Origin of the sequence: Caballeronia catudaia (assembly GCF_001544755.2) — a bacterium.
Lineage (GTDB): Bacteria > Pseudomonadota > Gammaproteobacteria > Burkholderiales > Burkholderiaceae > Caballeronia > Caballeronia catudaia.
The window spans coordinates 237,271-253,929 of sequence record NZ_FCOF02000001.1; the positions used below are offsets into that span (position 1 = coordinate 237,271).

Genomic DNA, 16,659 nt, shown 5'->3' on the forward strand with positions numbered 1-16,659 from the left:
CCAAGAACAAGAGACATGGCAAAGAAATCCGATCTCGATGACTTCCGCGTGCCTTTCTTCGATGCCGGGAAGAAGGTGAAGCCCTTCGATCTCACGTCGGTCGATCCCGCCGCGAAGCCGTTCTCCAGCGGCACGAAAGACGGCGATCGCGCGCAGCTCGCGGCCATCGGCGTGCAGCTCGACGAGCTTCAGGAAAAGCTGCACGCGCAACGTCGTCAGCGCGTGTTGCTGGTCCTGCAAGGCATGGACACGAGCGGCAAGGACGGCACCGTGCGCGCGGTGTTCCAGAACGTCGATCCGCTCGGCCTGCGCATCGTGCCGTTTCGCGCGCCGTCCGAGCGCGAGGCCGCGCACGACTTTCTCTGGCGCGTGCACGCGCAGGCGCCGATGGCCGGGGAACTCGCGATCTTCAACCGCAGCCATTACGAGGACGTGCTCGTGCCGCGCGTGCTTGGGACGATCGACAAGGACGAATGCGAGCGCCGTTATCGGCACATTCGCGAGTTCGAATCGCTGCTCGCGGACACCGGCACGACCATCGTTAAATGCTTTCTGCATATTTCGAAGGACACTCAACGCGAGCGTTTGCAGGCGCGCATCGACGATCCGACGAAGCACTGGAAATTCGATGTCTCCGATCTCGAGGCGCGCAAGCAGTGGGACGACTATCAGTCGGCATACGCGGATGCGCTCGCCGCAACGTCGACGGACTACGCGCCGTGGTTCGTCATCCCGGCCGATTCGAAGACGCATCGCAACGTGATGGTCGCCGAACTGCTGCTGCGCACGATGCAGGGCATGAATCTCGAATATCCGCCGGCCAAGGAAGCGCTGAAAGGCGTGAAGGTCGAGTAACCGCAATCAAAACAAAAGGAAGCGTATGTTTCGCGTGATTACCGCCAATCTGAACGGCATTCGATCGGCCGCCAAGAAAGGCTTTTTCGACTGGTTCGGCGACCAGAAATCCGACGTCGTGTGCGTGCAGGAAATCAAGTGCTCGCAGGACGATCTGACGCCCGAGTTTCTCGCGCCGCACGGTTTTCAGGGCTATTTCCAGCACGCGGTGAAGAAGGGCTACAGCGGCGCGGGTCTTTACACGCGTCACGAGCCGGATGACGTGATCATCGGCTTCGGCTCGGAAGAGTTCGATCCTGAAGGGCGTTATGTGGAAGCGCGTTTCGGCAAGCTCTCGGTGGTGTCGGTGTACGTGCCGTCGGGGTCCAGCGGCGACGAGCGCCAGCAGGCCAAATATCGTTTCATGGACGAGTTCATGCCGCATCTCGCTGAGCTTTCCAAAGAGCGCGAAGTCATTCTGTGCGGCGACGTGAACATCGTGCACAAGGAAATCGATATCAAGAACTGGAAGAGCAATCAAAAGAATTCGGGCTGCCTTCCGGAAGAGCGCGAGTGGCTCACGAAGCTTTTCGACGACGTCGGTTATGTCGATGTATTCCGCACGCTCGATCAGCGCCCCGAGCAGTACACGTGGTGGAGCAATCGCGGTCAGGCGTATGCGAAGAACGTCGGGTGGCGTATCGATTATCAGATCGCGACGCAGGAAGTCGCCGCGACCGCGAAGAAGACGTCGATTTTTCGCGACATCAAGTTCAGCGATCATGCGCCGCTGACGATTGATTACGACTGGAAGGTGGGGAAGAAGTGACCTACCGCCCCGGCTTCTTGAACCGCCCCATGCCCGCATAATTCGGCAGCGCATCGATGCTCTTGCCTAGCGCCTTCGCATACAGCGGCATCATGTCCGACATGCGCTTGAGCAAGTCCTGCCTGCGATCCGGCCCGTACGGATGCAGCCAGATGAAGCCATCATCGGCGCGGCGCGTGGCCGTGTCGATCTTGTTCCACAGCGTGACGGCCGCGCGCGGATCGTAGCCCGCGCGCGAGGCGATCTCGCTGCCGATCACGTCGGCTTCGGTTTCGTCGGCGGGGGAATAGCGCATCGAAAGCAGCTCGTCGCCGATATCGGGCTGCTGCGACGCGTAGTTCGAAAAGCCAAAAAGCTGCGGCATGCCGCCCGACGAAAGCTGCGCCGCCTGCTGCCGGCCGAGCCGTTCGCGCGCGTGCTCGCGTAACGCGTGCGCGATCTCGTGGCCGATCATCATGCCGATTTCGTTGTCGTTCAGGCGCAGCTTGTCGATGAGCCCGCTATACACGACGATCTTCCCACCCGGCAGGCACACCATGCGCGCGGCGGGCGACTTGATGACGTTGATCTCCCACTTCCAGTTTTTCGCGCGATCGTTCCACTTGAGCGCGAACGGAATCTCGTGATTCGCGATGTCGCGCACGCGCTTGACTAGCGGGTTGCTGTCGGGAAGAAGTGTCTTGTTCCGCTCGGCGTCGTGGATGACCTGCGCGTATTCGTCGGCGGACTGCGCTTCGAGCGTCGCGGGCGCGATCAGATTGCGAAAGAGCGCCGTATTGCCGAAGCGGATCTGGTTGTTCGATGCGGAGTCGGAGTACGGCGGCGGCGCCTTCTGTTCGTCCTGAGCCTGTGCGGACAAAGGCGCGAGCGACGCCCATGTCACGGCGCAAACCAAGGCGCGAAGCTTGAAAGAAGCCGTCATCGTTGAGTTCTCCAGGGCGCGATTTTCGGCAACAGTAACATGCCCGGAAAGGACAGCGCGACGCAGATCAGGAAGTACGGAAACCATCCCGTTTCAGCGACGATATAGCCGCTGCCTGCCGCCGCGAGCGTGCGCGGCACGGCGGCGAGGCTCGTGAAGAGCGCGAATTGCGTCGCGGTGTAGCGCGGGTCGGTCGTGCTGGCGATGTACGCGGTGAAGGTGGCGAGCGTGAGGCCCGTCGCGAAGGTTTCGAAGCCGTACAGGACGGCGAGCGCCACCGGCGACGGCCCGATCTTCGCGAGCCACGCAAAGCCGAGCGTCGCGACGATCTGCAGAAAGCCGAAGATCCACAGCCCGCGCGCGATGCCGATCTTCACCAGCGCGATGCCGCCGAGCAATCCGCCCGCGATGCTCGCCCAGAACGCGACGGCCTTCGCGATCACGCCGATCTGCGCGAGCGAGAAGCCGACTTTTAGAAAGAACGTTGTCGCGAGCGCGGTCGCCATCGTGTCGCCGAGCTTATAGAAGAAGATGAACGCGAGCACGAGGAGCGCCGCGCGCCAGCCGTCGCGCGTGACGAATTCGTGAAACGGCTCGACGATCGCCTCGCGCAAATTCTTCGGCGGCGCGCCATGAATCTGCGGTTCCTTCACGACGAGCGTCATGACGATGCCCGGAATCATGAACGCGGCCGTGATGATGAACACCGTCTTCCACGGCAGGAACGTCGCGAGAATCAGCGACAGCGATCCGGGCACGAGACCCGCGACCTTGTACGCATTGACGTGCACCGCATTGCCGAGCCCTTGCTCGGTATCGGCGAGCAGTTCGCGCCGATACGCATCGATGACGATATCCTGACTCGCGCCGAAGAACGCGACGAGCGCGGCGATCGCGGCGACGGTCCAAAGGCTCTGCTCGGGCGAGAAGAACCCGAACGAGCCGATGGCGATCATCACGAGCACTTGTGTCGCGAACATCCAGCCGCGCCGCCTGCCGGGACGCCAGCCCGGAAAACGCGGAATGTAGCGGTCCATCAGCGGCGACCAGACGAACTTCCACGTGTACGGCAGGCCGATCAGCGCGAACAGGCCGATGTCCTTGACGTTGATGTGCGCGGTCGTGAGCCACGCCTGCAACAGGCTGTAGAGCGTGAAGAGCGGCAATCCGGACGTGAAGCCGAGAAAGACGCAAATGAGGATGCGCTTGTTGAGAAATGCGCGCCAGCCAGGGTGATCTTCGTGAGCAGTTAAAGCGGGCGCCTCGTGTGGCGTATCGGGCATGTCGTGTAAACCGGCGGTTGTCGATGCGTGACGACGCCGGTCATGATTACCGGCGCTTCACGCGATAGACCGCAAGACTACCACGCCAGTTCGCGCCCCAACGGACCGGCTGCCCGTCGTGCAGCACCACGCGATCCAGAATCTCGATGCCGACTTCCGGCGCAAGCGCCTCGAAATCCTTGATCGTCAGCACGCGCACGTTCGGCGTGTTGTGCCACTGATACGGCAGCGATTTCGACACCGGCATGCGCCCTTGAATCACCGAAAGCCGATGCTGCCAGTAACCGAAGTTCGGAAACGACACGATGCACTGCCGTCCGACGCGCACGGTCTCGCGCAGGATCGCGGCGGTCTGGTGAATCGTCTGCAGCGTCTGCGAGAGGACCGCGAAGTCGAAGCTGTCGTCTTCGAAAAGACGCAGGCCGTCTTCGAGATTCTGCTGGATCACGTTCACGCCTTTCTGCGCGCACGCGAGCACGCCGGCGTCGTTGATCTCGATGCCGTAGCCCCTCACTTCGAGTTCCTCGCCGAGCAGCGAGAGCAGCGAGCCGTCGGCGCAACCGAGATCGAGCACGGTCGAGCGCGGCTCGACCCAGCGGGCGATCGCGCGAAAGTCCGAGCGCAGCGCGAGCGAATCGAGTGTGTTCTGGTTCATGCGCCGACCTCCGTGGCGATGCGGTCGTAGTAAGCGCGCATCAGGTTGTGATAGCGCGCGTCGTCGAGCAGGAAGGCGTCGTGGCCGTGTGGCGCGTCGATTTCGGCGTAGCTCACCGTGCGCTTGTTGTCGAGCAGCGCCTTCACGATTTCGCGCGAGCGCGCGGGCGCGAAACGCCAGTCCGTCGTGAAGCTCGTGACGAGGTATTTCGCCGATGTATTGGCGAGCGCTTTCGTGAGATCGCCGTCGAAGGCTTTCGCGGGATCGAAATAATCGAGCGCGCGCGTGATGAGCAGATAAGTGTTGGCGTCGAAGTATTCGGCGAACTTGTCGGCCTGATAGCGCAGATACGATTCCACTTCGAACTCGACGTCGAAGTTGAAGTTGTACGCATCGAGCGCGCCTTCGGCACGGCGCAGCGCGCGGCCGAACTTCGAGGCCATGTCGTCGTCCGACAGATACGTGATGTGGCCGATCATGCGCGCCACCCGCAAACCGCGGCGCGGCTTGACGCCGTGCGCGTAATAATCGCCGCCGTGGAAATCGGGATCGGAGAGGATCGCGGAGCGCGCCGTTTCGTTGAACGCGATGTTCTGTGCGGAGAGCTTGGGCGTCGACGCCACCACGATGCAATGCGCGACCCGCTCCGGATACATCATGCTCCACGCGAGCGCCTGCATGCCGCCGAGACTGCCGCCCATCACCGCCGCGAAGCGCTCGATGCCGAAGCGGTCCGCTAGACGCGCCTGCGCGTTCACCCAGTCTTCGACCGTCACCACGGGAAAGCTCGCGCCATACGGCTTGCCGGTCGATGCATCGATGCTCATCGGCCCCGTCGAACCGAAACACGAGCCGAGATTGTTGACGCCGATGACGAAGAAGCGGTTCGTGTCGAGCGGCTTGCCGGGACCGACCATGTTGTCCCACCAGCCGACGTCCTTCGGGTTATCGGCGTAAATGCCCGCGACGTGATGCGAAGCATTGAGCGCATGGCACACGAGCACCGCATTCGAGCGCGCGGCGTTGAGCTCGCCATAGGTTTCGACGACGAGCTCGTAGTCGCTGAGGGACGACCCGTTCTGCATCGCGAGCGGCTCGGTGAAGCGCAGTGTTTGGGGCGTGACGATGCCGATCGATTCCATTCATTCCGCCTTTGACCAGGCGGCTAAACGGGTGTCGGCTGAGCGCGGGAGGAGAGCGGGGTGGCGCGGCTGACGACCTCTTTAGCCGCATTTATAGTGAGCCTCGCGCAATGAGCACTGAGGTTCGCGCGCCCGCAATCGAGTCAGCAAATCGGCGCGTTGTTGAGTAACAGGAAATTCTCGTTAGCGGTGAAGTATAGCGGAAATCGTCATAAAGCCGCCATTTGCGGCGGCCTTGGGTGCAATCCGGTTTAGCGCCTATATTGACTAATCGTCTCGTCTTGCCAGGGAATGGGGATGAAACCGAGCCGCGTCAGACCGCTGAGTCATCTGAAGAGCCGCGCGGCCGAGATGATCCGCAACATCGTCGAGAGCCGCGAGCCGATGCTCATCACGCAGAACGGCGAAGGCCGCGTGGTCGTGCAGGACGTGCAGTCGTACGAGGATCTGCATCAGACGCTCGCGCTCCTGAAGATTCTGGCGATGGGACAGAAGACCATCGAAGCCGGGCAGTGCACGAGCGCCGGCGACCTGTTCGCCGAGATCGAGCGCCTGGACCGCGAAGAAGGCGTCAAGTGAAGACCGTCTTTCTCGATCCCGTCCGGCAGGATTTGAAGGACTTCCGGCGTTACGTCATCAACAAGTTCGGTGGCACGGCCTGGGCCGCGACGCGCAACAAGATCGCGGACAGCATCGCGCAGATCGAAGCCGCGCCGCGCGACGGCACGACGCCGCCCGAGCTCGTCGACTTTCGCATGTCGGGCTACTACGAAGTCCTGAGCGGCACGAACCGCATCATCTACAAGGTCGATGGCGACATCATCTACGTGCATCTCGTCGTCGATGCGCGCTCGGATCTCGAAGACCTGCTCGCGCGCCGGCTGTTTCGGATGTAGAAGCAATCGGCGCGGTTGGCGCCATCGTGTCAGAGCGCGCCGCCGCGCATGCCGAGCGTCAGCGCGCGCAGCGACCGCACGGTGCGATCCACGTAATGCGGCCGCCCCGCGCCCGGCTTGCGCGCCGACATCCCGCCGCCCGACGTGCGCCCGACCGGCAGGTGACCGACGATCCACACCGTGCGAATCCCGAGCCGCCGATAGCGCTTCAGATGGCCGTGCGTATCTTCGACGAGAATCACGTCTTCCAGACGCACGTGCGCGCGGCGCATCGCGTGACGCAGCATCGGCGCGTCGGGCTTGGCGCGCCATCGGTCGCCGTGCCGCATGTCCTCGATCGCGATCACGCGCTCGAACAGCTTCGCGATACCCAGTTCCGCGAGCACGGAGCGCGCGTAGATCGTCGGGGCGTTGGTCAGCACGATCTTGCGGCCGGGCAGCGCGCGCAACATGCGGCCGAGGCCGCGCTCCGCGCGCACCATCGACGGAAGATCGGCGAAAGTGTGGACTTCGCGCAGAAAGTCCGCGGCGTCGATACCGTGATGCTTCACGAGCCCGAGCAGCGCCGCGCCGTAGCGCAACGTATAGCCGACGCGCAGCCGGTTCGCCTCGTCGATGTCGACGTTCAGACGGCTCATGATGTACTGCGTCATCCCGCGGTTGATCGCCGGAAAAATCGCGTGCGACGCGTGATGCAGCGTGTTGTCGAGATCGAAAAGCCAGACGGGGCCGCGTGTCTTGACGCGGCGTTGGCGGGACGGGCGATGCGCGGTCATATGTGAAAACGCCCGCGCAGGGGCGGGCGTTCGAGAAGCGGGGGATGAGCTCAATGCGAGCGGATCATGGTGCCGAACGGCTGCTCGGTAAGAATTTCGAGCAGCACCGAATGCTCGATGCGCCCGTCGATGATGTGCACCGAGCGCACGCCGCTCTTCGCCGCATCCAGCGCCGAGGAGATCTTCGGCAGCATGCCGCCGGAGATGGTGCCGTCGGCGAAGAGGGCGTCGATTTCGCGCGCGGACAAGTCAGTCAGCAGATTGCCTTCCTTGTCCATCACGCCGGGGATATTCGTCATCATGACGAGCTTCTCCGCGTTCAGCACGACGGCGAGCTTGCCCGCGACGAGGTCCGCGTTGATGTTGTACGAGAGACCGTCTTCGCCGAAACCGATCGGCGAGATGACCGGAATGAACGCGTCGTCCTGCAGCGCCTTGACCACGGCCGGATTGATCGCCTCGACTTCGCCGACCTGACCGATATCGATGAACTGGCCCGGATTATCGCGATCCGGCATGAGCAGCTTGCGTGCGTGGATGAGGCCGCCGTCCTTGCCCGTCAGGCCGACCGCGTGACCGCCGAAATGATTGATGAGCGTGACGATGTCCTGCTGCACCTCGCCGCCGAGCACCCACTCGACGACTTCCATCGTTTCTTCGTCGGTGACGCGCATGCCCTGGATGAAGGTGCCCTGCTTGCCGATCTTTTTCAGCGCCTGGTCGATCTGCGGGCCGCCGCCGTGCACGATCACCGGGTTGATGCCGACGAGCTTCAGCAAGATGACGTCGCGCGCGAAGCCCTGCTTCAGCCGCTCTTCGGTCATGGCGTTGCCGCCGTATTTGATCACGACCGTCTTGCCGTGATACTGACGGATGTAGGGCAGCGCCTCGGCCAGAATTTCAGCCTTCAGGGTAGGCGCGATTTGCGTGAGGTCGGGGAGCTCGGACATGGCGGCAAATGGGGCGAGGGCGTTTAAACACGCCGAATTGTACAGGACTGCCGCAGCGCAGCAGGTCGAAATACTGTGCTTCGCTTCTGGTCCCGGCGCGGTGGCCGGCATGCGATCATCGTTCGATCGGACCGGTGACAAAATGATGAACGTACTCAGCGAAAACAGCGATCGCGATGCGCCCGGCGCTCAGGTCTGCGAACGCTGCGGCGCGGTGTTTCGCTGCGGCATGCTCGCGGGCGATGCGGCGTGCTGGTGCGCGACGCTGCCCGCGCTTCCCGCCGATGCGTTGCGTCCCGGCATCGGCTGTCTGTGTCCGGCGTGTCTCGCGGCGCAGGTCGAGCGCGCCGCTGCCGCGGATTAGCAGGCCGCGTGCCGCCGTGCCTTTTTGCGGGGCGAGGTGCGACAAATCGCGCCAGATGCCGCAGCAAGCCTGATGCAAGCGGGATAATGTCGCATGAAGCGCGAACGCGCTACGGCACCTTCGGGCACTCGACTCAATGCATCGCATAACCAATACCGGACGGGTCAATCTCGGTCATCTCTTCTGGCTTCGCTCGCTCGCGATCATCGGCCAGTTGACGACCATCGCCGTCGTGCAGATCTTTTTCGGCGCAAAACTCCCGCTGCCCGCGATGCTGCTCGTGATCGCGCTGGAGATGATCTTCAACGGCCTCACGTGGCTGCGCGTCGCGCGGGCGCGGCCGGAGACCAATTCAGAGCTGTTCGGCCAGATGCTGGTCGACCTCGGCGCGCTCTCGGCGCTCCTGTTTCTGTCGGGCGGCGCGACCAATCCGTTCGTCACGCTGTATTTGCCGTCGCTCGCGATCGCCGCCGCCGTGCTGCCGTGGACGATGATGGCCTGCCTCGCGCTCTTCGCCGTCGCCTGTTACGCGCTGCTTTCGTATAACTACGTGCCGCTCAATATCGAGAATCCCGCGAATCTCTTCGATTATTTTCGCACCGGCCTGTGGGTCAACTTCATGGTGAGCGTCGGGCTGATCGGCTGGTTCGTCGCGCGCATGTCGCGGGCGCTGCGCGTGCGTGACGCCGCGCTCGCCGACGCCCAGCAGCGCCATCTGCGCGACGAGCGTGCGGTCGCGCTCGGCGTGCAGGCGGCGACCGTCGCGCATGAAATGGGCACGCCGCTTTCGACCATCGCGATGCTGTCCGAGGAATTGCGCGATTCCGCCGCGCACGACCGCAATCTCGCGCCCTACGCAGCGGATTTCGAACTGCTCGAGCAGCAGATGGCGCTCTGCACGTCCGCGCTCGCGCGCCTGCGCAGCCGCGCGACGGGGCCTTCGAGCCGGCAGCCGCTCGGCGAATGGATGTCGAGTTTCATCGATCAATGGCGTCTGCGGCATCCGCAAGTGAAGTTCGCGAAGCTCGGCGAGACGCCTGCGGATGCGTCCATCGACGATCCCGTGGCCGTCGGCCAAATTTTGACGATTCTGCTCGATAACGCCGCGCGCGCGAGCAGCGAATCGGTGACATTGCAGGCGTCCGTGGAAGACATCGACGACATGGATTACGTGCGCTTCGACGTGTGCGACCGCGGCCCGGGCATTCCGGCCGCGCTGCGCGCCTCGCTCGGCGCGGGTCCGGTCGACAGCACGCAAGGCGGGCATGGCGTCGGGCTCTATCTGGCGTTCGCGGCGGCGGCGCGGTTGTCCGGATCGATCGAACTGATGGACGGCAAGCCGCGCGGCACCTGCGCGGTGTTGCGTCTGCCGAGCCGCGGCGCGGCGGCTGTCGCGGCGGCGGATGCGGCTGGAACTGAACGAAGCGGTGCGGCCTGAACTCGAAGCAAGGCGCGCCCGAAGGCACGATAGGCACTACGGAGAAAAAATGAGCGATACCAACTTTCTGATCATCGACGACGACGAAGTCTTTGCCGGCATGCTGGCGCGCGGTCTGACACGCCGCGGCTACACCCCGCACCAGGCGCACGACGGCGACGAAGCGCTGAAGCTCGCGAACCAGCACAAGTTCGGCCAGATCACGGTCGATCTTCACCTCGGCAACGATTCCGGCCTGCGGCTCGTCGCGCCGCTGCGCGACCTTCAGCCCGATGCGCGCATTCTCGTTCTGACCGGCTACGCGAGCATCGCCACCGCCGTGCAGGCGGTGAAGGACGGCGCGGACAACTATCTCGCCAAGCCGGCGAACGTCGAAACGATTCTCGCCGCGCTGCACGAGCAGGCCAGCGAGCAGACGGCCGAGGAAGCGATCGAGAATCCGACGCTGCTGTCCGTCGCGCGGCTCGAATGGGAGCATATCCAGCGTGCGCTCGCCGAGAACAACGGCAATATTTCGGCGACGGCGCGCGCGCTCAACATGCATCGGCGCACGCTGCAGCGCAAGCTGGCGAAGAAGCCGGTGCGGCAGTAATCCGGCTTCGCGCGAGTGCACAGGCGCTCGCGTTTATTCGTCAATACGGGGAAGGGCGGCGAGCGGCAGGCTTGCCGGATGCGGATCGGCGCGAAAAGCGATCGCCCAAAAAAGAACCGCCCAAGCCGGGTGCCAAGGGCGGTAATCGGAGAGTTGCAACGACTACATGCGTACACATGGAACACGCACACAGACAGCATACGTTGCAACGCTGCGCGCCCATATAAGAAAACTCCCAATTAAGAATTTGCTTACTTTGTCTGCTATTTGGCAGCAATCGGGGGAATTCTTTCACCATTCCTTTCACGGCTCTTTCCCGGGCTCGTCAGCGCTCATTCGCACGGCGTTATCTCCTGCATAGGTCGCTCAAGAAAATCGAAACGCAGGCCGTAAAGCCACTTTGTGCGCGAACCTGAGTTCGCGTCGCGCTGGCCGCGGGCGTCGTCTGCGGGGCGCTGGCTTTTGGCGTGGAACCGGGACGAGGCGAGACCGTGTCCGCGCGGTTCGACGAGAGGAGATTTCGATGAAATGGTTTGATCGGCTGTCCGTGCGCAGCAAACTGCTGCTGTCGTTCGCGGTGGTGATTCTGTTCACCGCGTGCGTGGGCGCTACCGCCGTGATTTCGCTCGCGAAGATGAATGGGCTGATCGAGGAAATCGGCGACCGCCACATGGACGGTCTCTACTGGGTCGAGGAAGTCAACAAGCACAAGCTCAACACGGATCTCGCCGCCGCGAATCTCACCTTCGCCGATGACGCCGGCAAGGAAAAGCTGAAGGCAGGCATGGCCGGCTCGCTCGACAGCATGCACCGCGCGTTCGAACGCATGCGTCCGACGATGCGCTCCGCCGACGGCATCGAGGCCTACGATGCGGCGAGCAAGTCGGTCGCGGCGTGGGAAGACATCGTGCTGATGCAGATGGGCAAAAAGCCGATGCCGATCGACGTCGATCAGATGGGCATCGTCTCGCGCGCGATCGCCGCGAGCGAGACGGCGCGCGATTCGCTCGAACGCCTCGCCGACTTCAAGCGCAAGCGCGCGACCGAAGCGCGCAACGATGCGGCATCGGAATACGAAACGATGCGCGTCGTCATGCTCGCATTCGTCTTTTGCGCGATGCTGGCGGGCGCGCTGCTCGCTGTGCTGATCGGCCGGCGGCTTTCGGCGCAACTCGGCGGCGAACCGGCGTACGCAGCGGATATCGCCGACCGCATCGCGCGCGGCGATCTGGCGACGCGCGTCGCCACGCGCCCTGGCGACGACACCAGCATGCTCGCGAGCCTCGGCAACATGAGCACGAAGCTCGCGGATATCGTGGGCGGGATTCGTCATTCGAGCGATTCGATCCTGTTCGCATCGCGCGAAATCGCGCAGGGCAACACGGATCTGTCGCAGCGCACGGAAGAGCAGGCGGCGTCGCTGGAGGAAACCGCGTCGAGCATGGAGCAGCTCACTCAGACCGTGCGCCAGAACGCGAGCAATGCCGACGAAGCGAGCGGCCTCGCGCGCGGCGCGTCCGATGTGTCGGCGCGCGGCAGCGAGCTCGTCGGCGAAGTGGTGGATAACATGCGCGAGCTGGCATCGGGCAGCAAGCGCATGACGGACATCATCGCCGTGATCGAGGGCATCGCGTTCCAGACCAATATTCTTGCGCTGAACGCCGCCGTGGAAGCGGCGCGCGCCGGCGAGGAAGGCCGCGGCTTCGCCGTGGTCGCGGGCGAAGTGCGTTCCCTCGCGCAGCGGAGCGCGACGTCGGCGAAGGAGATCAAGGAACTGATCGAAGCATCGACGGCGCGCGTGGACAGCGGCGCGGCGCTCGCCGAGCGCGCGGGTTCGACGATGGCCGAAGTCACGCACGCCGTGCAGCGCGTGACGGACATCATGGCGCAGATTTCGTCGGCGTCGCACGAGCAGAGCGCGGGCATCGAACAGGTGAATCGCGCGGTCGCGCAGATGGATCAGGTGACGCAGCAGAACGCGGCGCTCGTCGAGCAGGCCGCTGCCGCCGCGGGCGCGATGGCCGATCAGGCCGAGAATCTGAAAAGCGCGGTCGCCGTGTTCGAACTGGCGCGCTGAAGCGGGCGTGACACGGCGCGGGCGGCGGCGAGCCAAACGGTCGTAATATCGGCTCGCTTGCCACCCGACAGCACGCTCCGTACACTCGCGCCAGTTTTTTCATCCCGCGCGCCGCTTCGACGGCGCTTCACCGCCGCGAAGGAGGCCCGCCCCATGTCCGATTCCTATTTCCCGCGCTGGCCGGTCCAGCCGGACGCCGGCGAGGGCCGTGTCGTCGCGCCTGACGAGCGCCTCGCCTGGCCGCAGATGATCGCGATGGGCATACAGCACGTCGTCGCGATGTTCGGCTCGACCGTGCTCGCGCCGCTCCTGATGGGCTTCGATCCCAATCTGTGCATTTTCATGTCGGGCATCGGCACGTTGCTGTTCTTCGTGCTGGTCGGCGGGCGCGTGCCGAGCTACCTCGGCTCGAGCTTCGCGTTCATCGGACTCGTGATCGCGGTGACGGGCTACGGCGGCCACGGCCCCAACATGAACATCGCGGTGGCGCTTGGCGGGATCATCGCGTGCGGCGTGGCTTACGCCATCATCGGCGTGATCGTCGCGGCGGTCGGCACGACGTGGATCGAAGCGCTGATGCCGCCGGTCGTCACGGGCGCGATCGTTTGCGTGATCGGGCTGAATCTCGCGCCGATCGCCGTGAAGGGCGTGATGGGCAGCAGCTTCGAATCGTGGATGGCGCTCGCTACCGTGCTGTGCGTGGGCGGCGTCGCGGTGTTTGCGCGCGGCATGGCGCAGCGCCTGCTGATTCTGATCGGACTTGCGATTGCTTACGCGATCTATGCGGTGTTGACCAATGGCATGGGGATGGGCAAGCCGATCGACTTTTCGATCGTCGCGCACGCCGCGTGGTTCGGCATGCCGCACTTCACCGCGCCCGTGTTCGAAGCCCCGGCGATGACACTGATCGCGCCCGTCGCGATCATTCTCGTCGCGGAGAATCTCGGGCATATCAAGGCGGTTGGCGCGATGACCGGCAAGAGCCTCGACAAGTACATCGGGCGTGCGTTCATCGGCGATGGGCTCGCGACGATTGCTTCCGGCTTCGCGGGCGGCACGGGGGTGACGACGTATGCCGAGAATATCGGCGTGATGGCCGTCACCAAGATTTATTCGACGCTCGTGTTCGTGATTGCTGCGTTGTTCGCGATCGTGTTGGGGTTTTCGCCGAAGTTCGGCGCGGTGATTCAGACGATTCCTGGGCCTGTTTTGGGCGGGGTTTCGATTGTCGTGTTTGGGTTGATCGCCGTTACTGGGGCGCGGATTTGGGTCGTCAATAAGGTGGACTTTTCGGATAACCGGAATCTGATTGTTGCTGCTGTGACGCTCGTGCTCGGGACTGGCGATTTCACCCTCAAGCTCGGTGGGTTCGCGCTCGGCGGGATCGGGACGGCTACGTTTGGGGCGATTATTTTTTATGCGCTTTTGCGGCGGCGGGGGGCTGGGGTGGTTTGAGGGTTTTTTTGCTTCGCCGGATGTTTTTCGGCGTCGCTGGATCCCGGATTCGTGTTGGTTTATTAGCGTTGCCCCTATGCGGGGCGGCACCTACTTTCTTTGCTCGGGACCAGAGTAAGCGCTAAAGCGCCAACTCTGGTCGACGCAAAGAAAGTAGGCAAAGAAAGCAGCTCTCCCCAGCCTAAGCACTTCACGCCGGCCGCGGCACAGGCGATCGACCTAATGGCCCCCAGAGTAGCAAGTGTTCTCGTAGGTCCAGTCGGGCGTGGACCGCGCACGGTCTGACACATCGCGCCGCACTACTGACTGGTTCAGCACTAAATAGCTCCGGCCCGCTTCGCGGCCGACCGGTCAATCGGGTTTGCGTGCGCGTGCGTATTTGCTAAGTTCACCGTTGGTTTCCCTTGCATACTCGGCGGCAGCGCGTAGCGCTGTGCCGGAGCTATTTCGTGCTGAACCAGCAGGCTTTACGTTCTCGGGCGGCAGACCGTGCGCGGTCCAAGCTCGGAGAGTTTTGTGAGGGCACTCGCTACTGCCGGACCACTTATCGATCGCCTGTGCCGCGGCCGGTGTGAAGTGCTTAGGCTGGGAAAAGCTGCTTTCTTTGGTGACTTTCTTTGCAGCAGCAAAGAAAGTTACCCCGCCCCGGGGAGGGGCAGTGCTAATAGACCAACACGAAACCGGGATCCGGCGACTCAACCGCGCAAGCCCCTACCCCCCCGCCCCCCGCTTGCGATTAACAATCGCAGTCTCCGATAAATCAACCTCCCGCATCAGCTTATTCAAAGTCTCATCATTGATAGCCTGCGAATACCGCAACTTCAGCAACTCCGCCCGCTCCGCCCGCAACGCCGCCATCTTGAGCCGCGTCTCCATCATCTCGCTCTTCTTGGCGGCCACACGCGGCGCCTCCTCCTCACCCAACTGCTCCAGCCGGCGCCGATACAAGTTCATCACCCGCGCCGTCGAATCGGCGCACCGTGCCGAAGCGGCTTCGTCCATCTGCTCGATCAACTCGTCGTGCGTATCGTCGATCGCGCGAATCGCCGCCTGCGCCGCGCGGCGCCGCGCCATGCGTTCCTCCGCCGCGTGCGGATTTTTCTCGCGCTCGATGCCGAGCATCATCAGCGGCAAACCCACCACCGCGATCAAAAGCGACGCCAGAATCACCGCCGACGCGATGAATATCGCCAGATCTCGGCCGGCGAGCGGCGCGCCATTGTCGAGCGTCACCGGCAGCGACAGCACGCCCGCGAGCGTCACCGCGCCGCGCACGCCGCCGATCGTCGTCAGCGCGAGCGTGCGAAAGCCGGGCGCGGCGCTGTCGAGGCCCTGCTTCGCCGTCCTGTGAGCCGCGACCCAGCGCAGCGAATACACCCAGACGAAACGCAGCGCGTACAGCGCGATCACAGTCGCGAACACATAGCCGATCAACAAGCCGACTTGCGCATCGCTGTCGTGATGCGCCTCGATCAGCGCCTGTCCGAGAATGTGCGGAAACTGCAGCCCGAGCAGAATGAACACCATGCCGTTGAAGACGAATTCGATCATCGTCCACGTGCTCGTCATGCGCACGCGCACCGTGCTCGGAATGCTGTCGCGCAGGCTCTGGATGTTCATCATCATGCCCGCCGACACCGCCGCCAGAATGCCCGAGCAGCCGAGATGCTCGGCCACGACGTACGACGCGAACGGAATCAGGATCGTCAGGACCACGCCGGCGGCGGGGTCGTCGTCTTCGGAGAACTTCAGGAGACGCGCCGGAATCTCGGTGACCGCCCAACTGATCGCCGCGCCGATCACGAGCCCGCCCGCCGCGATGATGAAAAAGCTGATCGTCGCATCGCGCAGCGAGAACACGCCCGTCAGCGCGGCCGCGATCGCGAACTTCAGCGCGACGAGGCCCGATGCGTCGTTCATCAGCGCTTCGCCTTCCAGGATGTGCATGAGGCCCGCCGGAATGCGCTTGCGCCCCGCGATGCCCGTCAGCGCGACGGCGTCGGTCGGCGAGAGCACGGCGGCGAGCGCGAACGCGACGGGCAACGGCATCGACGGAATCATCGCGTGAAGAAAGTAGCCGAGCACGCCGACGGTGATGAACACGAGCCCGAGCGCGAGCATCAGGATCGCGCGGCGCTGCATGTAGAGCTCGCGCTTCGGAATGCGCCAGCCGTCCGCGAACAGCAGCGGCGGAATGAACAGCAGCATGAACAGCTCGGGATCGAATGTGACATGCAGCCCGAGTCCCGGCCACGCGAGGCACGCGCCGATCGCGATCTGGATGAGCGGCAGCGGCAGCTTCACCGGAAGCAGGGAAAGCCCGAATCCGGAGAGCGCCACCGCGAGCAAAAGGATGAGGACGGTAAAAACGATTTCCATATGTGCGATGCAGCCGTTACCCGTTGAGCGCGGCGTCTTACGTTGATTCGATGAGCCGAAAGTTTAG

General features: G+C 63.6%; 16 protein-coding genes. 9 read left to right on the forward strand and 7 right to left on the reverse strand.

The window, feature by feature from the left end:
• Positions 1 to 15 precede the first annotated feature (15 nt).
• Together AWB75_RS01110 and AWB75_RS01115 are read left to right on the forward strand one after the other, a co-directional pair.
• On the forward strand, positions 16 to 855 hold the full coding sequence (locus AWB75_RS01110; protein WP_061122227.1) for a polyphosphate kinase 2 family protein: 840 nt from the start codon (positions 16 to 18) through the stop codon (positions 853 to 855).
• 25 nt (positions 856 to 880) lie between these two features.
• A complete protein-coding gene (locus AWB75_RS01115; protein ID WP_061122228.1) occupies positions 881 to 1,663 on the forward strand; it encodes an exodeoxyribonuclease III in 783 nt (260 codons plus the stop codon).
• A gap of 1 nt (position 1,664) precedes the next feature.
• On the opposite strand, the gene AWB75_RS01120 is transcribed toward AWB75_RS01115, so the two are convergent.
• From AWB75_RS01120 to metX, 4 genes are read right to left on the reverse strand one after another with little or no spacing between them, the layout of a single operon-like run.
• A complete protein-coding gene (locus AWB75_RS01120; RefSeq protein WP_061122229.1) occupies positions 1,665 to 2,585 on the reverse strand; it encodes a M48 family metallopeptidase in 921 nt (306 codons plus the stop codon).
• Entirely contained in the window at positions 2,582 to 3,868 is a 1,287-nt protein-coding gene (locus AWB75_RS01125) for an AmpG family muropeptide MFS transporter (RefSeq protein ID WP_061122230.1), read from the reverse strand. The genes AWB75_RS01120 and AWB75_RS01125 overlap by 4 nt, the downstream gene beginning before the upstream one ends.
• Before the next feature lie 46 nt (positions 3,869 to 3,914).
• Positions 3,915 to 4,523 (reverse strand): methionine biosynthesis protein MetW, encoded by a 609-nt coding sequence (gene metW, locus AWB75_RS01130; protein ID WP_061122231.1) that lies wholly within the window; start codon positions 4,521 to 4,523, stop codon positions 3,915 to 3,917.
• Positions 4,520 to 5,665, reverse strand: a complete 1,146-nt coding sequence (gene metX / locus AWB75_RS01135) for a homoserine O-succinyltransferase MetX (protein ID WP_061122232.1) — start codon at positions 5,663 to 5,665, stop codon at positions 4,520 to 4,522. The genes metW and metX overlap by 4 nt, the downstream gene beginning before the upstream one ends.
• Before the next feature lie 297 nt (positions 5,666 to 5,962).
• Between metX and AWB75_RS01140 the strand changes: the two genes are divergently transcribed.
• On the forward strand, positions 5,963 to 6,244 hold the full coding sequence (locus tag AWB75_RS01140) for a type II toxin-antitoxin system Phd/YefM family antitoxin (protein ID WP_061122233.1): 282 nt from the start codon (positions 5,963 to 5,965) through the stop codon (positions 6,242 to 6,244).
• A complete protein-coding gene (locus AWB75_RS01145; RefSeq protein WP_061122234.1) occupies positions 6,241 to 6,561 on the forward strand; it encodes a type II toxin-antitoxin system RelE/ParE family toxin in 321 nt (106 codons plus the stop codon). Before AWB75_RS01140 ends, AWB75_RS01145 begins: the two co-directional genes overlap by 4 nt.
• 29 nt (positions 6,562 to 6,590) lie before the next feature.
• Here the strand turns inward: AWB75_RS01145 and AWB75_RS01150 are convergent, their stop codons facing one another.
• On the reverse strand, positions 6,591 to 7,391 hold the full coding sequence (locus AWB75_RS01150) for a pyrimidine 5'-nucleotidase (protein ID WP_407642106.1): 801 nt from the start codon (positions 7,389 to 7,391) through the stop codon (positions 6,591 to 6,593).
• Positions 7,388 to 8,287 (reverse strand): acetylglutamate kinase, encoded by a 900-nt coding sequence (gene argB, locus AWB75_RS01155; RefSeq protein ID WP_014190130.1) that lies wholly within the window; start codon positions 8,285 to 8,287, stop codon positions 7,388 to 7,390. Before argB ends, AWB75_RS01150 begins: the two co-directional genes overlap by 4 nt.
• A 142-nt stretch (positions 8,288 to 8,429) precedes the next feature.
• On the opposite strand from argB, the gene AWB75_RS01160 reads away from it, so the two are divergent.
• The 5 genes from AWB75_RS01160 to AWB75_RS01180 all read left to right on the forward strand — a co-directional run bounded on the left by AWB75_RS01160 (position 8,430) and on the right by AWB75_RS01180 (position 14,213).
• The gene (locus AWB75_RS01160) at positions 8,430 to 8,651 is read left to right on the forward strand and encodes a cysteine-rich CWC family protein (protein ID WP_061122433.1); all 222 of its coding nucleotides are present in this window, start codon (positions 8,430 to 8,432) and stop codon (positions 8,649 to 8,651) included.
• 136 nt (positions 8,652 to 8,787) lie between these two features.
• Positions 8,788 to 10,089: an ATP-binding protein gene (locus tag AWB75_RS01165; RefSeq protein ID WP_061122236.1), complete on the forward strand. Its 1,302-nt coding sequence runs from the start codon at positions 8,788 to 8,790 to the stop codon at positions 10,087 to 10,089.
• A gap of 49 nt (positions 10,090 to 10,138) precedes the next feature.
• On the forward strand, positions 10,139 to 10,681 hold the full coding sequence (locus tag AWB75_RS01170; protein WP_061122237.1) for a response regulator transcription factor: 543 nt from the start codon (positions 10,139 to 10,141) through the stop codon (positions 10,679 to 10,681).
• 523 nt (positions 10,682 to 11,204) lie between these two features.
• Entirely contained in the window at positions 11,205 to 12,758 is a 1,554-nt protein-coding gene (locus tag AWB75_RS01175; protein ID WP_061122238.1) for a methyl-accepting chemotaxis protein, read from the forward strand.
• A 153-nt stretch (positions 12,759 to 12,911) separates the two neighbouring features.
• Positions 12,912 to 14,213: a solute carrier family 23 protein gene (locus AWB75_RS01180; RefSeq protein ID WP_061122239.1), complete on the forward strand. Its 1,302-nt coding sequence runs from the start codon at positions 12,912 to 12,914 to the stop codon at positions 14,211 to 14,213.
• Positions 14,214 to 14,924: 711 nt separating this feature from the next.
• Here the strand turns inward: AWB75_RS01180 and AWB75_RS01185 are convergent.
• Entirely contained in the window at positions 14,925 to 16,592 is a 1,668-nt protein-coding gene (locus AWB75_RS01185) for a Na+/H+ antiporter (RefSeq protein ID WP_061122240.1), read from the reverse strand.
• Positions 16,593 to 16,659 lie beyond the last annotated feature (67 nt).